The sequence below is a fragment of the Variovorax sp. WS11 genome (assembly GCF_010499245.1).
Taxonomy (GTDB): Bacteria; Pseudomonadota; Gammaproteobacteria; order Burkholderiales; family Burkholderiaceae_C; genus Variovorax.
Map to the genome: position 1 here is coordinate 1208004 of NZ_JAAGOW010000001.1, position 14709 is coordinate 1222712.

General features: G+C 68.9%; 18 protein-coding genes. 6 read left to right on the forward strand and 12 right to left on the reverse strand.

Going from position 1 to position 14709, the window contains the following annotated elements; genetic code table 11:
• Window positions 1-4: 4 nt before the first annotated feature.
• From rplS to rpsP, 4 genes are all read right to left on the reverse strand, one after another.
• Window positions 5-385 carry a 50S ribosomal protein L19 gene (rplS, locus tag GXN78_RS06190; RefSeq protein ID WP_093106411.1) on the reverse strand — a complete coding sequence of 127 codons (381 nt, stop codon included), beginning with the start codon at window positions 383-385 and terminating at the stop codon, window positions 5-7.
• 99 nt (window positions 386-484) lie between these two features.
• Window positions 485-1231 carry a tRNA (guanosine(37)-N1)-methyltransferase TrmD gene (trmD, locus tag GXN78_RS06195; RefSeq protein ID WP_106555185.1) on the reverse strand — a complete coding sequence of 249 codons (747 nt, stop codon included), beginning with the start codon at window positions 1229-1231 and terminating at the stop codon, window positions 485-487.
• 31 nt (window positions 1232-1262) lie between these two features.
• Window positions 1263-1817 (reverse strand): ribosome maturation factor RimM, encoded by a 555-nt coding sequence (gene rimM / locus GXN78_RS06200; RefSeq protein ID WP_106555184.1) that lies wholly within the window; start codon window positions 1815-1817, stop codon window positions 1263-1265.
• Between the two features lie 16 nt (window positions 1818-1833).
• The gene (gene rpsP / locus GXN78_RS06205) at window positions 1834-2097 is read right to left on the reverse strand and encodes a 30S ribosomal protein S16 (protein WP_106555183.1); all 264 of its coding nucleotides are present in this window, start codon (window positions 2095-2097) and stop codon (window positions 1834-1836) included.
• A 166-nt stretch (window positions 2098-2263) separates the two neighbouring features.
• Between rpsP and GXN78_RS06210 the strand changes: the two genes are divergently transcribed.
• Together GXN78_RS06210 and GXN78_RS06215 are read left to right on the forward strand one after the other, a co-directional pair.
• Window positions 2264-2785 carry a GNAT family N-acetyltransferase gene (locus GXN78_RS06210; protein WP_106555182.1) on the forward strand — a complete coding sequence of 174 codons (522 nt, stop codon included), beginning with the start codon at window positions 2264-2266 and terminating at the stop codon, window positions 2783-2785.
• Window positions 2782-3228, forward strand: a complete 447-nt coding sequence (locus GXN78_RS06215) for a hypothetical protein (RefSeq protein WP_106555181.1) — start codon at window positions 2782-2784, stop codon at window positions 3226-3228. The genes GXN78_RS06210 and GXN78_RS06215 overlap by 4 nt, the downstream gene beginning before the upstream one ends.
• A gap of 7 nt (window positions 3229-3235) precedes the next feature.
• Here GXN78_RS06215 and GXN78_RS06220 read toward each other — a convergent pair whose 3' ends face one another.
• The 5 genes from GXN78_RS06220 to hda all read right to left on the reverse strand — a co-directional run bounded on the left by GXN78_RS06220 (window position 3236) and on the right by hda (window position 7752).
• Window positions 3236-4246, reverse strand: a complete 1011-nt coding sequence (locus GXN78_RS06220) for an inorganic phosphate transporter (protein ID WP_106555180.1) — start codon at window positions 4244-4246, stop codon at window positions 3236-3238.
• Between the two features lie 13 nt (window positions 4247-4259).
• A complete protein-coding gene (locus tag GXN78_RS06225; protein ID WP_106555179.1) occupies window positions 4260-4904 on the reverse strand; it encodes a DUF47 domain-containing protein in 645 nt (214 codons plus the stop codon).
• Window positions 4905-4997: 93 nt separating this feature from the next.
• Window positions 4998-5462, reverse strand: a complete 465-nt coding sequence (gene folK, locus GXN78_RS06230; RefSeq protein WP_239142622.1) for a 2-amino-4-hydroxy-6-hydroxymethyldihydropteridine diphosphokinase — start codon at window positions 5460-5462, stop codon at window positions 4998-5000.
• 1 nt (window position 5463) lies between these two features.
• Complete coding sequence (pcnB, locus tag GXN78_RS06235) at window positions 5464-7038, reverse strand: polynucleotide adenylyltransferase PcnB (RefSeq protein WP_106555178.1); 1575 nt, start codon at window positions 7036-7038, stop codon at window positions 5464-5466.
• Window positions 7039-7065: 27 nt separating this feature from the next.
• On the reverse strand, window positions 7066-7752 hold the full coding sequence (hda, locus tag GXN78_RS06240; protein WP_106555177.1) for a DnaA regulatory inactivator Hda: 687 nt from the start codon (window positions 7750-7752) through the stop codon (window positions 7066-7068).
• A 216-nt stretch (window positions 7753-7968) separates the two neighbouring features.
• Between hda and purM the strand changes: the two genes are divergently transcribed.
• The 4 genes from purM (at window position 7969) to GXN78_RS06260 (ending at window position 11785) form a co-directional block, all read left to right on the forward strand.
• Window positions 7969-9009 carry a phosphoribosylformylglycinamidine cyclo-ligase gene (gene purM / locus GXN78_RS06245; RefSeq protein ID WP_106555176.1) on the forward strand — a complete coding sequence of 347 codons (1041 nt, stop codon included), beginning with the start codon at window positions 7969-7971 and terminating at the stop codon, window positions 9007-9009.
• A 43-nt stretch (window positions 9010-9052) separates the two neighbouring features.
• Complete coding sequence (locus GXN78_RS06250) at window positions 9053-10111, forward strand: AI-2E family transporter (protein ID WP_239142623.1); 1059 nt, start codon at window positions 9053-9055, stop codon at window positions 10109-10111.
• A 110-nt stretch (window positions 10112-10221) separates the two neighbouring features.
• On the forward strand, window positions 10222-10794 hold the full coding sequence (locus GXN78_RS06255) for an isochorismatase family protein (RefSeq protein WP_106555175.1): 573 nt from the start codon (window positions 10222-10224) through the stop codon (window positions 10792-10794).
• A gap of 13 nt (window positions 10795-10807) precedes the next feature.
• A complete protein-coding gene (locus GXN78_RS06260; protein ID WP_106555174.1) occupies window positions 10808-11785 on the forward strand; it encodes a helix-turn-helix domain-containing protein in 978 nt (325 codons plus the stop codon).
• Here the strand turns inward: GXN78_RS06260 and GXN78_RS06265 are convergent.
• Genes GXN78_RS06265 through murJ form a run of 3 tightly spaced genes read right to left on the reverse strand, consistent with a single transcriptional unit; the run spans window position 11776 to window position 14668 of the window.
• Window positions 11776-12198 (reverse strand): VOC family protein, encoded by a 423-nt coding sequence (locus tag GXN78_RS06265; protein WP_106555173.1) that lies wholly within the window; start codon window positions 12196-12198, stop codon window positions 11776-11778. The two genes, GXN78_RS06260 and GXN78_RS06265, sit on opposite strands and share 10 nt — an antisense overlap.
• Entirely contained in the window at window positions 12198-13049 is an 852-nt protein-coding gene (locus tag GXN78_RS06270; protein WP_106555172.1) for a tetratricopeptide repeat protein, read from the reverse strand. Before GXN78_RS06270 ends, GXN78_RS06265 begins: the two co-directional genes overlap by 1 nt.
• A 53-nt stretch (window positions 13050-13102) precedes the next feature.
• Window positions 13103-14668, reverse strand: coding sequence for a murein biosynthesis integral membrane protein MurJ (gene murJ, locus GXN78_RS06275; protein WP_106555171.1), 1566 nt, complete (start codon window positions 14666-14668; stop codon window positions 13103-13105).
• Window positions 14669-14709 lie beyond the last annotated feature (41 nt).

Here is a 14709-nt window from a genome sequence, read left to right on the forward strand (position 1 = left end):
CTGTTTACTGAGCAGCCGCTGCGGAGGACTTGCCGGGCAGCTTTTCCTTGATACGTGCCGAACGGCCGCTGCGCTCGCGCAGGTAGTACAGCTTGGCGCGGCGCACATCGCCGCGGCGCTTGACTTCGATGCCGGCGATCAGCGGGCTGTAGGTCTGGAAGGTACGTTCGACGCCTTCGCCGCTGGAGATCTTGCGCACCGTGAAGCCGCTGTTGAGGCCGCGGTTGCGCTTGGCGATCACCACGCCTTCGTAGGCCTGCACGCGCTTGCGGTTGCCTTCGACGACGTTCACGCTGACGATGACCGTGTCACCGGGCATGAAATCGGGAATCTTCTTGCCGAGCCGGGCGATTTCTTCCTGCTCGAGGGTCTGGATGAGGTTCATGGCTTTCCTGGATTCGATCGTGCACGCGCTACACAAGGGGCGTCTTGCAACCTGGAAGATCGGGGCGACGCGGCCGGCAGAGGATCGGGGAGCCGAGGATTATAGCTTTTTCTTGAGCGCTTTCTCATCCGCCGCGCTCAACCGGCCGGCGGCGCGCGCCGCCTCGACCAGTTCGGGTCGCTTCTGGCCGGTGATGGCAAGCCGCCGGTCACGGCGCCAGCGCTCGATCTGCTCGTGATGGCCTGAGAGCAGCACCGGCGGGACACCCTGCCCTCTCCATTGTTCGGGCCGGGTGTAGTGGGGGCAGTCGAGCAGGCCGTCCAGCGCCGGGTTGAAGCTGTCCTGGATATGACTGGCTTCGTCGCCAAGCACGCCGGGCTGCAGCCGGGCTACCGCGTCGAGCAGGGCCATGGCGGGAATCTCTCCGCCCGAGAGCACGAAATCGCCCAGGCTCACTTGATGCGTGACCCGGGTGTCGATGAAGCGCTGGTCGATGCCCTCATAGCGGCCGCACACCAGAACCGCACCCTCGCCCGCGGCCCAGCGCTCGACCGCTTCGTGCCGCAGCGCTTCGCCGATCGGCGAGAACAGAATCACCGGTGCCGCAGCCCCGCGCGCGGCCAGCGCCGCGTCGAGACAGGCCGACAGCGGCTCGGCCATCATGACCATTCCGGGCCCGCCGCCGAAGGGCCGGTCGTCGACGCGCCGGTAGTTGCCCTCGGCGAAATCGCGCGGGTTCCACAGCACGACCTCGACCTGCAGCGTCTCGAAGGCGCGGCGCGTCACGCCGCTTGCGAGGAAGGGCGCGAACAGCTCGGGGAACAGGGTGATGACGTCGAAGCGCATGGGACGCCGGGGCCGGTGCGGCTCGGCAGGGTCAGTATTCAGGCTGCCAGTCGACCGTGATCAGCCGGCCCGGCAGGTCCACCTTGTCCACGAAGACCGAGACGAAGGGGATCATGCGCTCGACCGGCTTGCCCGCCTCCAGCGCATCCAGCACCAGCGTGGTCTGCGGTCCGGTGGCCAGCAGCTCGCGCACCGCGCCGAGTGCAACGCCCTCCCGGTTCACGACCGGAAGGCCGATCAGGTCGACCCAGTAGTACTCGTCGTCCGCGGCGGTGGGAAAGCTCGAGCGCGGCACGAACACGCGCGCGCCGCGCAGAGCCTCGGCCGCGCTGCGGTCGGGCACGTCTTCCGACGAAGCGACGATGCAGTCGGAATGTTCCTTGGCCTCGCGGATCGCGAGCCGGAACGCGCCGGTCGTCTTGCTGCCGGGCGGCTGCAGGAACCAGCGTTTGGAGGAGAAAAGCGCCTCGGGCCGGGCGCTGTGGGGCAGGACCTTGAACCAGCCCTTGATGCCCCAGGCATCGGCGATGCGCGCCACTTCGATCGCATCCGCCGGCAGTTCGGCGGCTTCGAGCGTGGGCAGCATCGCCGGAACAGGCGGCTTAGGCGGCCGCCTTGGGGGCCGCGGCAGCGGCCTGCTTGATCAGGCGGGTGACCGTGGGCGAGGCTTGCGCGCCGACACCCTTCCAGTAGGCCAGACGATCCTGCGCGATGCGGATGCTTTCCTCGTTGTCCTTGGCGGTCGGGTTGTAGAAACCCAGGCGCTCGATGAATCGGCCATCGCGGCGCACGCGCTTGTCCGACACGACGATGTTGAAGAACGGACGACCTTTGGAGCCGCCGCGGGAGAGTCGGATCACGACCATGATTTATCCTTCGGGTGGTGCGACGAACACTGAAATCGGTTCGCCCACGGAGTTCTTCCAGCGTCGAGACACGCGACATAGCCACCCGGCCAGCGCACGCTGAAAAGCCCGCGATTATAGCCCGAGCGACATTTCCCACTATTTCCGGCCTCTGCCGGGCCTTCCGATGACCGCCATCCGCCCCAGCCGCGACGAAGACATCGCCGCGATCACCGCCATTTACGCCCATCACGTGCTGCACGGCACCGGCACCTTCGAGACCGAGCCGCCCACGGCCGCCGACATGACGGCACGGCGGGCCGACGTGCTGGCGAAGAAACTGCCCTACCTCGTGGCCGAGCGCAACGGCGAGCTTCTGGGCTTCGCTTACTGCAACTGGTTCAAGCCCCGCCCGGCCTATCGTTTCTCCGCCGAGGACTCGATCTACCTGGCCGAGGCCGCGCGTGGCCAGGGCCTGGGCGCGCAGCTGCTGGCGGCCCTGATCGAGGCCGCCGAGGCGGCCGGCGTGCGCAAGGTGATCGCGGTGATCGGCGACTCGGCCAACGGCGGCTCGATCGGCGTGCACCGCGCGCAGGGCTTCGAGCATGTGGGTGTGCTGAAGAACTGCGGCTGGAAGTTCGGCCAATGGCGCGACGTGGTCCTGATGGACAAGGTGCTGGGCCAGGGCAGCGAGACGAGCCCCGAATGAAGAACAAGACCGTGGCAGCCTGGCTCGCCTTCCTCGGCGGTCCGCTGGGCCTGCACTGCTTCTACCTGCGCGGCTTCGGCAGCATGCTGGGATGGCTGCTCCCCATTCCGACCGCGCTGGGACTCTACGGCATCGAGCGTGTGCGCCTTTACGGCGTGGACGACGCCTGGAGTTGGCTGCTGCTGCCGCTGCTGGGCTTCACGATCGCGGGCTGCGCCCTCACCGCCATCGTCTACGGCCTGATGACGCAGGAGAAATGGAACGCACGCTACAACGCCGGCGCCCCGCCCGATGCGCCGCCCGGGCGCAGCAACTGGCTCACCATCGGCGCCATCGTGCTGGCGCTGTTCTTCGGCAGCACCATCCTGATGGCCAGCATCGCGTTCAGCTTCCAGCGCTTCTTCGAGCACCAAATCGCAGAGGGCCGCAGGATCTCTCAGTAGTCCGCGATCAGAAAACCTGCAGCCCGATCCAGTAGGCGACCGCCGCCACGAAGGCCGAGGCCGGAATCGTGAAGATCCAGGCCCAGACGATGTTGCCGGCCACCCCCCAGCGCACCGCGCTGGCGCGCTGCGTCGAGCCTACGCCGACGATCGCGCCGGTGATGGTGTGCGTGGTCGACACCGGGATGCCCAGCGCCGTGGCGAGGAACAGCGTCAGCGCCCCGCCCGTCTCGGCGCAGAAGCCGCCCACCGGCTTGAGCTTGGTGATCTTCTGGCCCATGGTCTTGACGATGCGCCAGCCGCCGAACATGGTGCCCAGCGCGATAGCCGCGTAGCAGGTAGCGATGGTCCAGGCCGGCGGCGCGTCGGCGCTGGCGGCCGCGTGGCCGGTCGCGATCAGCAGCATCCAGATGATGCCGATGGTCTTCTGCGCATCGTTGCCGCCATGGCCCAGGCTGTAGGCGCCAGCCGAGACCAGCTGCAGCGTGCGGAACCACCGGTCCACGCGCGAGGGCGTCGAGCGACGGAAGGCCCAGGCGACGACCACCATCATCATCGAGCCGAGCAGGAAGCCCAGCAACGGAGACACGAAGATGAAGGCCACGGTCTTCCAGATGCCCGCGGCGACGAGCGAGCCGGCGCCGGCCTTGGCCATCACCGCGCCGACGATGCCGCCGATCAGCGCATGCGAGGAGCTGCTGGGAATGCCGTAGTACCAGGTGAGGAAGTTCCAGCTGATGGCGCCCATCAGCGCCCCGAAGACCACGTGCACGTCGACCACCCCGGGCTGCACGATGCCCTTGCCGACGGTGGCCGCCACGCTGAGGTGGAAGACGAAGACCGCGATCAGGTTGAAGAAGGCGGCGAACACCACCGCATGGCCGGGCTTCAGAACGCCGGTGGACACGACCGTGGCGATCGAATTCGCCGCGTCGTGGAAGCCGTTCATGAAGTCGAATGCGATGGCCAGCGCGACCAGCAACACCACCACCCAGAGGGCGACCTGCACCGTTGCCATTCGGCGCCCGTTCTCAGGAGTTCTCGAGGACGATGCCCTCGATCACGTTGGCCACATCCTCGCACTTGTCGGTGATCCGCTCGAGCAGCTCGTAGATCGCCTTGAGCTTGATGACCTCGCGGACGTCCGGCTCCTCGCGAAACAGCTTGCTCATGGCACTGCGCAACACGCGGTCGGCGTCGGACTCGAGGCGGTCGATCTCCTCGCAGGTCTTGAGCGCGGCTTCGGCCGTGGCCGGCTCGCTCACCTTGCCCAGGAACTTGACCGCGTCCTTCACCCGCTCGCAGCACTTGGTGCTGAGGGTAGTGAGGCGCATGATCTCCTCGGTCATGTGGCGCACGTCGTACAGCGCCATGGTCTCGGCCGAGTCCTGGATCAGGTCGGCTACGTCGTCCATCGTGTTGATCAGCTTGTGGATCTGCTCGCGGTCGATGGGGGTGATGAAGGTCTTGTGGATCAGCCGATTGACGTCATGCGTCACACGGTCGGCGGCGCGCTCGGCGTTGTCCACGTCGCGGTTGTACTGCTCGCGCAGGTGCAGGTCGTTGTAGTTGCCCACCAGCTGCTCGAAGGCGCGCGCGGCTTCGACGATGCGATCGGCATGCTGATTGAACATCTCGAAAAAATTCCCCTCGCGGGGCAGCAGCTTGCCGAACATGGCGTCTCCTGGGGTTCTCGGCTATCACCGACCCGTGACGCCATCATGAAAAAAACCTGGCAAGTGTAATGGGCAAGCGCCGCCGAGGCGGGCTCAGAGCCGCTCGATGCGCTGGCCAGCCACCCGCTCGAGTTGGGCTGCCGTCACCAGCGTCGGCGCGATCTCCGCCAGCGGCAGCAGCACGAAGGCGCGTTCGCCGATGCGCGGATGCGGCAGTGTCAGCACGGCGCTCTGCATCGTCGCGTCGCCGTGCCGCAGAAGATCGAGGTCGAGCGTGCGCGGGGCATTGCGATAGGGCCGCTCACGGCCGGCCTCGGCCTCGAGGCGTTGCAGCTCGGCCAGCAGGGCCAGCGGGTCGAGGCTCGTGCGCAGCTCGACCACGGCGTTGATGAAGTCGGGCCCCTGGGCCTCGAAGGGCGCGCTGCGATAGAGCGAAGAGCGCGCGGTGAGCCGCGTGAGCGGCAGGGCTGCGAGGTCGTCCATCGCCCGCCTCACCGTCGCTTGGGCGTCGCCGAGGTTGGCGCCGATCGCGACGTAGGCCGGCGTATCGGTGCTCACGTCATTCGGCCGCGACGCTGCTGCCGGCCTCGCCGCCGGTGCGCGGCTTACGCCGGCGGCGGCGCTTGCGCGGCGCGGCGGCGGCGAACTCGCCATCGGGCGGCAGCGCTTGCTCGGCATCGCCGCCGGCCGGCGCGGCCGCCGGTGCCGCGGTGCGCGCCGGGGCGCGCTGGCGCGTCCTCTTGTGCTGCTCGTCGCGCACCTGGTCCAGCAGATCCTGGCGGCGCACTTCGTCGGAGGTGCTGCTGAACTCCTGCCACCACTCGGCAATCGCCTCGCTCACCTCGCCGACATCGGCGCGCAGGCGCATGAAGTCGAAGGCCGCGCGGAAGCGCGCCTGCTCGACCAGGCTGTAGGGCGTGGCGCCGCTGCGCTTGTCGAAGCGCGGCTGCATCATCCAGATCTCGCGCATGTCGGCCGCCAACTTGCCGCGGCCGGAGACGTCGCCGATGCGCGCGTTGAACACGTCGTCGATGGCGTCCTGCAAGGCCGGGAAAGAAGCCTGCGGGCGCTGGCCGTGGCGCCCCTCGCTGCGCTGCGCCCAGCCGTCGCGCACGTCGGCCCACAGCACGCAGGCCAGCAGGAAGCTCGGCGCCACCGGCTTGCCTTCGCCGACGCGGCGGTCGGTGTCCTGCAGCGCGGCCTTGACGAAGGGCTGGTCGGCCCGCTCGACGATCACATCGAGCAGCGGGTAGATGCCGGTCGCCAGGCCCAGCTTGCGCAGCTGCGCGACGGTGGCCACCGCGTGGCCGGTCTGCAGCAGCTTGAGCATCTCGTCGAACAGGCGGCTCTGCGGCACGTCGGCCAGCAGCTTGCTGCAATCGACCAGCGGCGCCAGCGTCTTGGACTCCATGGAAAAACCCAGCGCCGCCAGCTTGGCCGAAAAGCGGATCGCGCGGATGATGCGCACCGGGTCCTCGCGGTAGCGCGTGGCCGGGTCGCCGATCATGCGCAGCGTGAGCTTCTTGGCGTCCTTGATGCCGTTGTGGTAGTCGACCACGATCTGGCTCGCCGGGTCGTAGTACATCGCGTTGATGGAGAAGTCGCGCCGCGCGGCATCTTCTTCCTGCGGGCCCCAGACGTTGTCGCGCAGCACGCGGCCGCTGGCATCCACCGCATGCTTCATGCCGGCGAGCTCGCCCTTGCTGGTGCGCTCGTTGCCGGCCACCTGCTCGGCGCCGGCGCTGTCCATGTAGGCACGGAAGGTCGAGACCTCGATCACCTCGTGCTCGCGCCCGCGGCCGTAAACCACGTGCACGATGCGAAAGCGCCGGCCGATGATGAAGGCGCGCCGGAACAGGCTCTTGACCTGCTCGGGCGTGGCATTGGTGGCCACGTCGAAGTCCTTCGGCCGCAGGCCCAGCAGCAGGTCGCGCACTGCGCCGCCGACCACGTAGGCCTCGTAGCCGGCGCCCTGCAGCGTGGTGACCACGTTCCTGGCGCGCTCGTCCACCAGCTGTGGGTCGATGCCGTGCACCGAGGCCGCCACCTCCTGGCGCTTGCCGAAGCGGTTCTTGCCGCCGGGGCCGGCGGCGCCGGACTTGCCCAGGAGTTTGTCGATGAATTTCTTGATCATTGGAAAGCTTCGGCGCGGGACGCGCCCTCATTCATTTTCGAGCATGGACCGGATCAGCGGGATCGTGATCGCACGCTGGGTCTGCAAGGCATAGCCGTCGAGCTGCACGAGCAGCTCCATCAGGCTGCCCAGATCGCGGCTGAAGCGGTGCAGCATGTAGTCGAGCACCTCGTCCGTCAGCATCACGCCGCGGCTGTCCGCAGCCTGGCGCAGCACCGCGCGCCGTTCCGATTCGCTCAACACCTGCAAGTGGAACACATGGCCCCAGCCCAGGCGCGTGCGAAGATCCTCGCGCAGCGGCAGGTCGGCCGGCGGCACCGCGCCCGCCGCCACCACGCCGCGCTGCAGGCTCTGCGCATTGACGAACCAGTTGAAGGCCGCGTGCTGCTGGACCGCGGTATAGAGATGAACGTCGTCGAGCAGCACCGCGCCCCAGCGCTCGTCGAAGTCGGGCGGGTCCGAGAGCCCCGCATGCAGCCAGCCCACGCTCGCCCCCTGCTCGCGCAGGGCGCTTCGCACCGCCTCCAGCAGATGCGTCTTGCCGCTGGCGCTCTCGCCCCACAGGTAGGTCGGCACCGGCGAATGCAGCGTGCTCGAACCCGCGTCGCCGACCCACAGCCGCAGATGCCGCAGCGCCGGCTCATTGGGCCCGGCGAAGAAGCCGGCCAGCGTCGGGCCGGAGGCGAGGCCGATATCGAGCGCGAGCTGCTTCATGCCAGGGCCGCGAGGGGCGGCTGGAAGGGCGCGGATGACGCGGTATGAAGATTCATGGGACAGGCGGGAGCGCTGAACGACGAGCCGAAGGCGCGGGGCAGCTGGGCAATTGGGGCCCTTAAAATCGTGGGGAATTCTATCGGCCCGACCGCCTCGGTTGCCGGCGCCATTGTCCTCCTCTCTTCGACTCCTCCCCTCTTTTCGTCCGGCCCGCTCATGAACTCCACCCCGCCCACCCCGCTCAGCTACAAGGATGCCGGCGTCGACATCGATGCCGGCGACGCGCTGGTCGACCGCATCAAGCCGCTGGCCAAGAAGACGATGCGCGAGGGCGTGCTGGCCGGCATCGGCGGCTTCGGCGCCCTGTTCGAGGTGCCCAAGCGCTACAAGGAGCCGGTGCTGGTAAGCGGCACCGACGGCGTGGGCACCAAGCTCAAGCTGGCCTTCGAGTGGAACATGCACGACACCGTCGGCATCGACCTGGTGGCCATGAGCGTCAACGACGTGCTGGTGCAGGGTGCCGAGCCGCTGTTCTTCCTCGACTACTTCGCCTGCGGCAAGCTCGACGTGGACACGGCCGCGGCGGTGGTCGGCGGCATCGCCCGCGGCTGCGAGCTGAGCGGCTGCGCGCTGATCGGCGGCGAGACGGCCGAGATGCCCGGCATGTACCCGGCCGGCGAGTACGACCTGGCCGGCTTCGCGGTCGGCGCGGTCGAGAAGTCCAAGATCCTCACCGGCCGGGACGTCAAGCCCGGCGACGTGGTGCTCGGCCTGGCCTCGGCCGGCGTGCACTCCAACGGCTTCAGCCTGGTGCGCAAGGTGATCGAGCGTGCCGGCGACCAGTTGCCCGCCGCGCTGGACGGCCAGCCCTTCCGCGCAGCCGTGATGGCGCCGACGCGGCTCTACGTCAAGGCGGTGCTGGCGGCACTCGCCAGTCACCCGATCAAGGCGCTGGCCCACATCACCGGCGGCGGGCTGCTGGAGAACATCCCGCGCGTGCTGCCCGAGGGTACGGCGGCCCACCTGAAGAAGGGCAGCTGGCCGCAAAGCGAGCTCTTCGCCTGGCTGCAGAAGGTGGCCGGCATCGACGACCTGGAAATGAACCGCACCTTCAACAACGGCATCGGCATGGTGGTCGTGATCGACGCGGCCGAGGCCGCCGCCTGCGCGGCCACGCTGCGCGCCGAGGGCGAGACGGTGCACGAGATCGGGGTCATCGCGCAGCTCGGCACCGGCGCGGCCGTGGTTGTGGCCTGAATCGCCGTGAATCGCCGTGAATCGCCGTGAATAAATCCGCCCCGTGAGCGTTGTCGCTCCTCTCCCGTCGCGCAAGCTGGTCACGGCGAGCTACCTGCTCATCGCCGGCGCCCTGCTGCTGATCATGTGGCAGGGCCTGCTGCCGGGCCTGCTGTGCGTCTGCATCGGCTTCCTCGGCACGCGCTGGTTCGCGCGCCTGTTCGACGCGGGCCTTGACAGGCTGCTGCGCGCAAGGTCGCGACCGGACGTCGCCGACCCGCCATCGTCCTGGTCGCGCATCGTCGCCGCGACCCTGGTGTCGCTGGCGCCGATCGGCCTGGGGATCCTGGCCTTCTCGGAAGCGCGCGAGTTCGTGCTCAACGCACCGGAGCAGTATCAGGAGTTGCTCGACTACATCGCCCGCACGGTGCTGGAACTGCGGCTCAAGCTGCCGCCCGACATCGGCGCCTACCTGCCCGAGGGCACGGCCGAGGTGCAGCGCATCATCGCCGGCTACCTGCGCGCCCAGGCCGGCGCGCTCGCGCTGACCGGCCGCGCCTGGCTGGGCGGCCTGCTGTTTGCCTACGTCGGCCTGATCGTCGGCGCACTGGCCGGCGTGGCCCGGCATGCCTCCGGCGGCCGCCCACTGGCCGAGCTGCTCAAGCAGCGCATCACCCTGTTCGGCGAGGCCTTCGGCCAGATCGTGGCGGCGCAGTTCTGGATCGCTGCTTTCAACACACTGCTGACCGCGATCTTCCTGCTGTTCGTGCTGCCGCACTGGGAACTGAACCTGCCCTACACGCCGGCGCTGATCACGCTGACCTTCATCGCCGGGCTGGTGCCGATCGTCGGCAACCTGCTGTGCAACACGGTGATCACGCTGGTGGGGCTGTCGGTCTCGCCGATCACCGCGCTGGCCTGCCTGGCCTTCCTGATCCTGATCCACAAGGCCGAGTACTTCATCAATGCCAAGGTGGTAGGGGCCCGCACGCAGATGGGCGTCTGGGAACTGCTGGCCGTGATGTTCGTGGCCGAGGCGGTGTTCGGCCCGGCCGGCCTGGTGGCGGCGCCGCTGTTCTACGCCTACCTCAAGAAGGAGCTGCAGGCGGCCCGGCTGGTGTGAAGTCGGGAATGTCCTGATTTGATCGATTCCTGTCCCGCACGAAGCGGACGGAACGCACACAGGCGAGAAAAATTGGGCGCATCATCCACCCACCCCAGGAGATTGCCGCCATGAAGTCTTGTCTGATAGTGATCGACGTCCAGGAATCCTTCCGCCATCGCCCCTATTTCACCCCGCGCGACCTGGCCGCCTACGCGGCGGCGCAGAACGCGCTGATCGCAGGCTGCGCAGCGGCCGGCATCCCGATCGTACGCATCTTCCACGTCGACGGTCCGGCCCGCGCCGACAACCCCTTCGCCATCGAGTCCGGCCACGTGCGGCCGCTCGCCGAACTGGCGCCCTTCGAGGCGGCTGCCACCTACACCAAGCATCGCCACAGCGCCCTGGTCGGCACCGGGCTCGATGTGTGGCTGACGGAGAACGGCATCGGCCGGCTGATCGTGAGCGGCATTCGCACCGAGCAATGCTGCGAGACCACGACGCGTCACGCCTCCGACCTGGGCTGGTCGGTCGATTTCGTCACCGATGCGACGCTGACCTTCGACATGACGCAGCCCGACGGCCGCCCGCTGTCGGCGGCCGACATCAAGGCCCGGACCGCGACCGTGCTGGAAGGCCGTTTCGCCAAGCTCTGCAGCGTCGACCAAGCGCTGGAGCGGGCGGGCGCGCTGGCCACAGCCTGAAGGCGAAGGCGGGATGAGCAGCGCGCCGCCCATCCAGGTCGTGTTCGTGCTTCTGCCGAATAGCCTGGTGCTGGACTGGGCCGGCCCGGCCGAGGCGCTGCGCATCGCCAACCAGCAGTTGCGCGCCGCGGGGCAGGCCGAGCGCTTCGCGATCGAGTTCGTTTCCCCGAGCCCCGCCTCGACCGGCTCGGTCGGCGTGACGCTCAGCGGGCTGGCGCCGCTGCCGATGCATTGGGGCGAGGATCCCGCCTGGATCGTGCTGGTCGGCATGCCGGGCCACACGGTCTCGACCGACGGCGCGGACACCCAGGCGCTGCTGCGCTGGCTGCGCGGCCAGCGCCTGGAGCGCGGCCGGCTCGAGCTGGTGACCATCTGCGCCGGCGCCCTGCTGGCCGCGCATGCCGGCGCCCTGGCGGGACGGCGCGCCACGACGCACCACCACCACCTCGACGAACTGCGGCGGGTGGAGCCGCGCTGCGAGGTGGTGGCCAATCGCGTGTTCGTGATCGACCCGCCGCTCTACAGCAGCGCCGGCGTGACCACCGGCATCGACCTGATGCTGCATCGCATTGCCGACGTCTGCGGCGAAGCGCTGGCGGCCCAGGTTGCGCAGACCATGGTGGTGGCGCTGCGGCGCGGCCCGCAGGATCCGGAGCTCTCGCCCTTTCTGGCCTACCGCAATCACCTGCACCCCGCACTGCACCGCGTCCAGGACGCAGTGAGCGAAGCGCCGCAAGACGACTGGAGCGTGCCGCGCATGGCGCAAGTGGCCCATACCTCGTCGCGCCACCTGACGCGCCTGTTCGTCGAGCATGCGGGTGTGGCGCCGCTCGCCTACCTGCGCCGCCTGCGGTTGGCCACGGCCCAGCTGGCGCTGCAGTCGGGAGCCAATGTCACGCGCGCGGCCGAACTCTCGGGCTTCGGCTCCGACACGCAGCTGCGCCGCGCCTGGCGCCAGTTCGGGCTGGCGGGCTCGCCCTCTCAAAGATAGCCGCAGAAGCGCAGCACGTGGCCGTCGGGCTCGCGGATCGCGAACTCGCGCAGCCCCCAGGGCTGCGACATCGGCGGCTCGATCACGCTGACGCCGCGCTTCACGTAGGCGGCATGCAGGCCGTCGACGTCCTGGCCGACATGGATGACGATCTCGCCGCGCCAGGCCTGGGCCTCGCGCCGGCCGCATTGCCACAGGCGGATGTAGACCGGATCGCCGTAGCTGCGGTCGCCCTTCTTCACGCGCGCATAGCTCGGCGGCTCGCCGGCGATGAAGTCGAGCTCGAAGCCCAGCACGTCGCAGAAGTAGCGCGCCGCACGCGCTGCATCGGCCACCGGCAGCACCGGCTGCACGCCGTGGAATTCGTGCAGCGTGCCGAGGTCGGCGGCCGCGGTGTTGCTGTCCTGCGCCATCAGTATTCCGCCCGGCGCAAGGCGGCGACACGCTCGGCGATGGCATCGATGTCGAGTGCATCCTCGGCATGCGCCAGGTAGGTCTCGAGGTCGCGCACGGCGAGCGCCGTGTTGCCCTGCTCCGCATGCGCCAGGCCGCGATCGCGGTGCTCGCCCCACGCCTCGGGGAAGAGCGCGACCAGGCGGTCCTGCACCGCGATCGCGCGCTGCCAGTCCTCCTGCGCACGATGGATCTCTTTCAGATTGCGCAGCATGCGCCCGATGATCTCGCGCGACGAGGCCGGCTGCAGGTAGAGGCCCAGCGGCACGTCGAAGTCGCCGACCAGCCCGCTGCTGCGCTTGTAGGGCTCGAGCCGCTCGCTGAGCTCCTCGCGCGAGAGCGACTTGCCGGTGAAGGGATCGATCACCACCTGCCCCTTGGGCAGCGTGACCTTGAGCATGAAGTGGCCCGGGAAGCCCACGCCGCGCGCCTGCAGGCCCAGGCCCTGCGCCAGCTCCATCCACAGCACGGCCAGCGAGATCGGGATACCGCGGCGCGTGCGCAGCACGGCGTTGAGGTAGCTGTTGTCGGGGTCGTAGTAGTCGTTGACGTTGCCGCCGAAGCTCAGGTCGTGGAAGAAGAACTGGTTGAGGGCGCGCAGGCGCTGCAGCGGCGCGGCATCTGCAGGCAGGCGGCGCTTGAGGCGCGCGAGCAACTGGTCGACATCGCCCAGCACCTGCTGGACATCGAGCTCGGGGTATTCGTCCTGGGCCAGGCTGGCGGCGGCTTCGAGCAGGGGGAAGTGGTCATCGCTCTTGACAAGCGACCCGAAGTACTCGAGGGCAGTGGGCGCCTGGAAGCTGAACGTCATGTGTCTTTGTAGAGGAGGCCGCGCCGAGCGTCAAGGCGGGGCAAGCATCTGGATCAGTGGCGCACCAGGCTGCGCAGCTTGACGCCCGCAAGCGCCAGCACCGCGAAATACAGGAGTGCCGCGCCCGACACCAAGGCCGCCAGCAGGCCGATGCGATGCAGGCGCTGCGCCTGCAGGCCGATCCAGTCGAAGTGCTGGTTGCCCCAGACCAGCAAGGCGGTCAGCGCCGCGGTGCCCGCCAGCACCTGCAGCAAGAAGCGGCCCCAGCCCGGCTCCGGCCGGTAGCTGCCGCAGCGCAGGAGGCCGACGAGCAGCCACAGCGCATTGATCATCGCGCCGATGGCGATGGTCAGCGTGAGCGCCGCATGCTGCAAGAGCGGCACCAGGGCGACGTTGAGCAGCTGCGTCAGCACCAGCACCACCACCGCGATCAGCATCGGGGTGCGCGTGTCGTGCTTGGCGTAGTAGCCCGGCGCCAGCACCTTGACCGCCACGAGGCCGACCAGCCCGACGCCGTAGCCCATCAATGCCAGGCTGGTGCGCTGCACGTGGAACTCGCTGAAGGCGCCGTTGTGGAACAGCACCGCGACCAGCGGTCGCGAAAAGACCAGCAGCGCCAGCGCACAGGGCACCGACAGCAGCACCACCAAGCGCAAACCCCAGTCGAGCATCGCCGAATAGCGAGCGTCGTCCTTCGCCGCGCGCGCGGCCGCGAGCTGGGGCATCAGCACCACGCCGAGCGCCACGCCCAGCAGCGCGGTGGGGAACTCCATCAACCGGTCGGCGTTGGTGATCCAGCTCACGCTGCCGGTCGCGAGGTGGGAGGCGATCTGCGTGTTGATCAGCAGCGAGATCTGCGCCACGCTGACGCCGATCAGCGCCGGCAGCATCAGCCGCGCGACCCGGCGCGTGTCCGGGTCGGCCCAGGCGGCGCGAATCGCGCCGAGGCCGAGGCCGATGCGCGGCATCATGCCGAGCCCCCGCAGCACGGGGATCTGCAGCGCCAGCTGGAGCAGGCCACCCACCATCACGCCCGCGCACTGCGCATAGATCGGTTCGATGCCCAGGCGCCGGAACCAGGGCGCGCCGACGATGATGGAGAGGATCAGCGCCACATTCAGCAGCACCGGCGCCGCCGCCGGCACGGCGAACTTGCGCCAGGTGTTGAGGACGCCGCCGGCCAGCGCCACCAGCGACATGAAGCCGATGTAGGGGAACATCCAGCGCGTCATGACGACCGCGGCCTCGAAGCTCTCGGGGTTCTTCTGCAGGCCGCTGGCCATGGCCCAGACCATCAGCGGCGCGCCGATCACGCCCGCGGCGCAGAACAGCACCAGCGTCCAGGTCAGCAGGGTCCCCACATGGTCCACGAGCGCCTTGGCGCCCGGCTCGCCGCGCTCCGTCCTGCAGGCGGCTAGCACCGGCACGAAGGCCTGGCTGAAGGCGCCCTCGCCGAACACGCGCCGGAACAGGTTGGGGATGCGGAAGGCGACGTAGAAGGCATCGGTCATCGCGCTGACGCCGAACACCGAGGTCATGAGCACGTCGCGGATGAGCCCGGTGATGCGGGAAGCGAGCGTCAGCAGGGAGACGGTGGAAGCGGATTTGAAGAGCGACACGGCCGGAAGTGTATGTGCCTGTGACTACCCTCCCCGGCTGG

What these genes read in the sequence shown, in the direction of transcription:
- GXN78_RS06270 (WP_106555172.1), bottom strand. Translation starts at nt 13,049, where the DNA reads ATGACGTTCAGCTTCCAGGCGCCCACTGCCCTCGAGTACTTCGGGTCG.
- GXN78_RS06260 (WP_106555174.1), top strand. Translation starts at nt 10,808, where the DNA reads ATGAGCAGCGCGCCGCCCATCCAGGTCGTGTTCGTGCTTCTGCCGAAT.
- rpsP (WP_106555183.1), bottom strand. Translation starts at nt 2,097, where the DNA reads ATGGTCGTGATCCGACTCTCCCGCGGCGGCTCCAAAGGTCGTCCGTTC.
- pcnB (WP_106555178.1), bottom strand. Translation starts at nt 7,038, where the DNA reads ATGATCAAGAAATTCATCGACAAACTCCTGGGCAAGTCCGGCGCCGCC.
- GXN78_RS06215 (WP_106555181.1), top strand. Translation starts at nt 2,782, where the DNA reads ATGAAGAACAAGACCGTGGCAGCCTGGCTCGCCTTCCTCGGCGGTCCG.
- rimM (WP_106555184.1), bottom strand. Translation starts at nt 1,817, where the DNA reads ATGCTGCCCACGCTCGAAGCCGCCGAACTGCCGGCGGATGCGATCGAA.
- hda (WP_106555177.1), bottom strand. Translation starts at nt 7,752, where the DNA reads ATGAAGCAGCTCGCGCTCGATATCGGCCTCGCCTCCGGCCCGACGCTG.
- GXN78_RS06220 (WP_106555180.1), bottom strand. Translation starts at nt 4,246, where the DNA reads ATGGCAACGGTGCAGGTCGCCCTCTGGGTGGTGGTGTTGCTGGTCGCG.
- purM (WP_106555176.1), top strand. Translation starts at nt 7,969, where the DNA reads ATGAACTCCACCCCGCCCACCCCGCTCAGCTACAAGGATGCCGGCGTC.
- rplS (WP_093106411.1), bottom strand. Translation starts at nt 385, where the DNA reads ATGAACCTCATCCAGACCCTCGAGCAGGAAGAAATCGCCCGGCTCGGC.
- GXN78_RS06210 (WP_106555182.1), top strand. Translation starts at nt 2,264, where the DNA reads ATGACCGCCATCCGCCCCAGCCGCGACGAAGACATCGCCGCGATCACC.
- GXN78_RS06225 (WP_106555179.1), bottom strand. Translation starts at nt 4,904, where the DNA reads ATGTTCGGCAAGCTGCTGCCCCGCGAGGGGAATTTTTTCGAGATGTTC.
- GXN78_RS06255 (WP_106555175.1), top strand. Translation starts at nt 10,222, where the DNA reads ATGAAGTCTTGTCTGATAGTGATCGACGTCCAGGAATCCTTCCGCCAT.
- GXN78_RS06265 (WP_106555173.1), bottom strand. Translation starts at nt 12,198, where the DNA reads ATGGCGCAGGACAGCAACACCGCGGCCGCCGACCTCGGCACGCTGCAC.
- trmD (WP_106555185.1), bottom strand. Translation starts at nt 1,231, where the DNA reads ATGCGCTTCGACGTCATCACCCTGTTCCCCGAGCTGTTCGCGCCCTTC.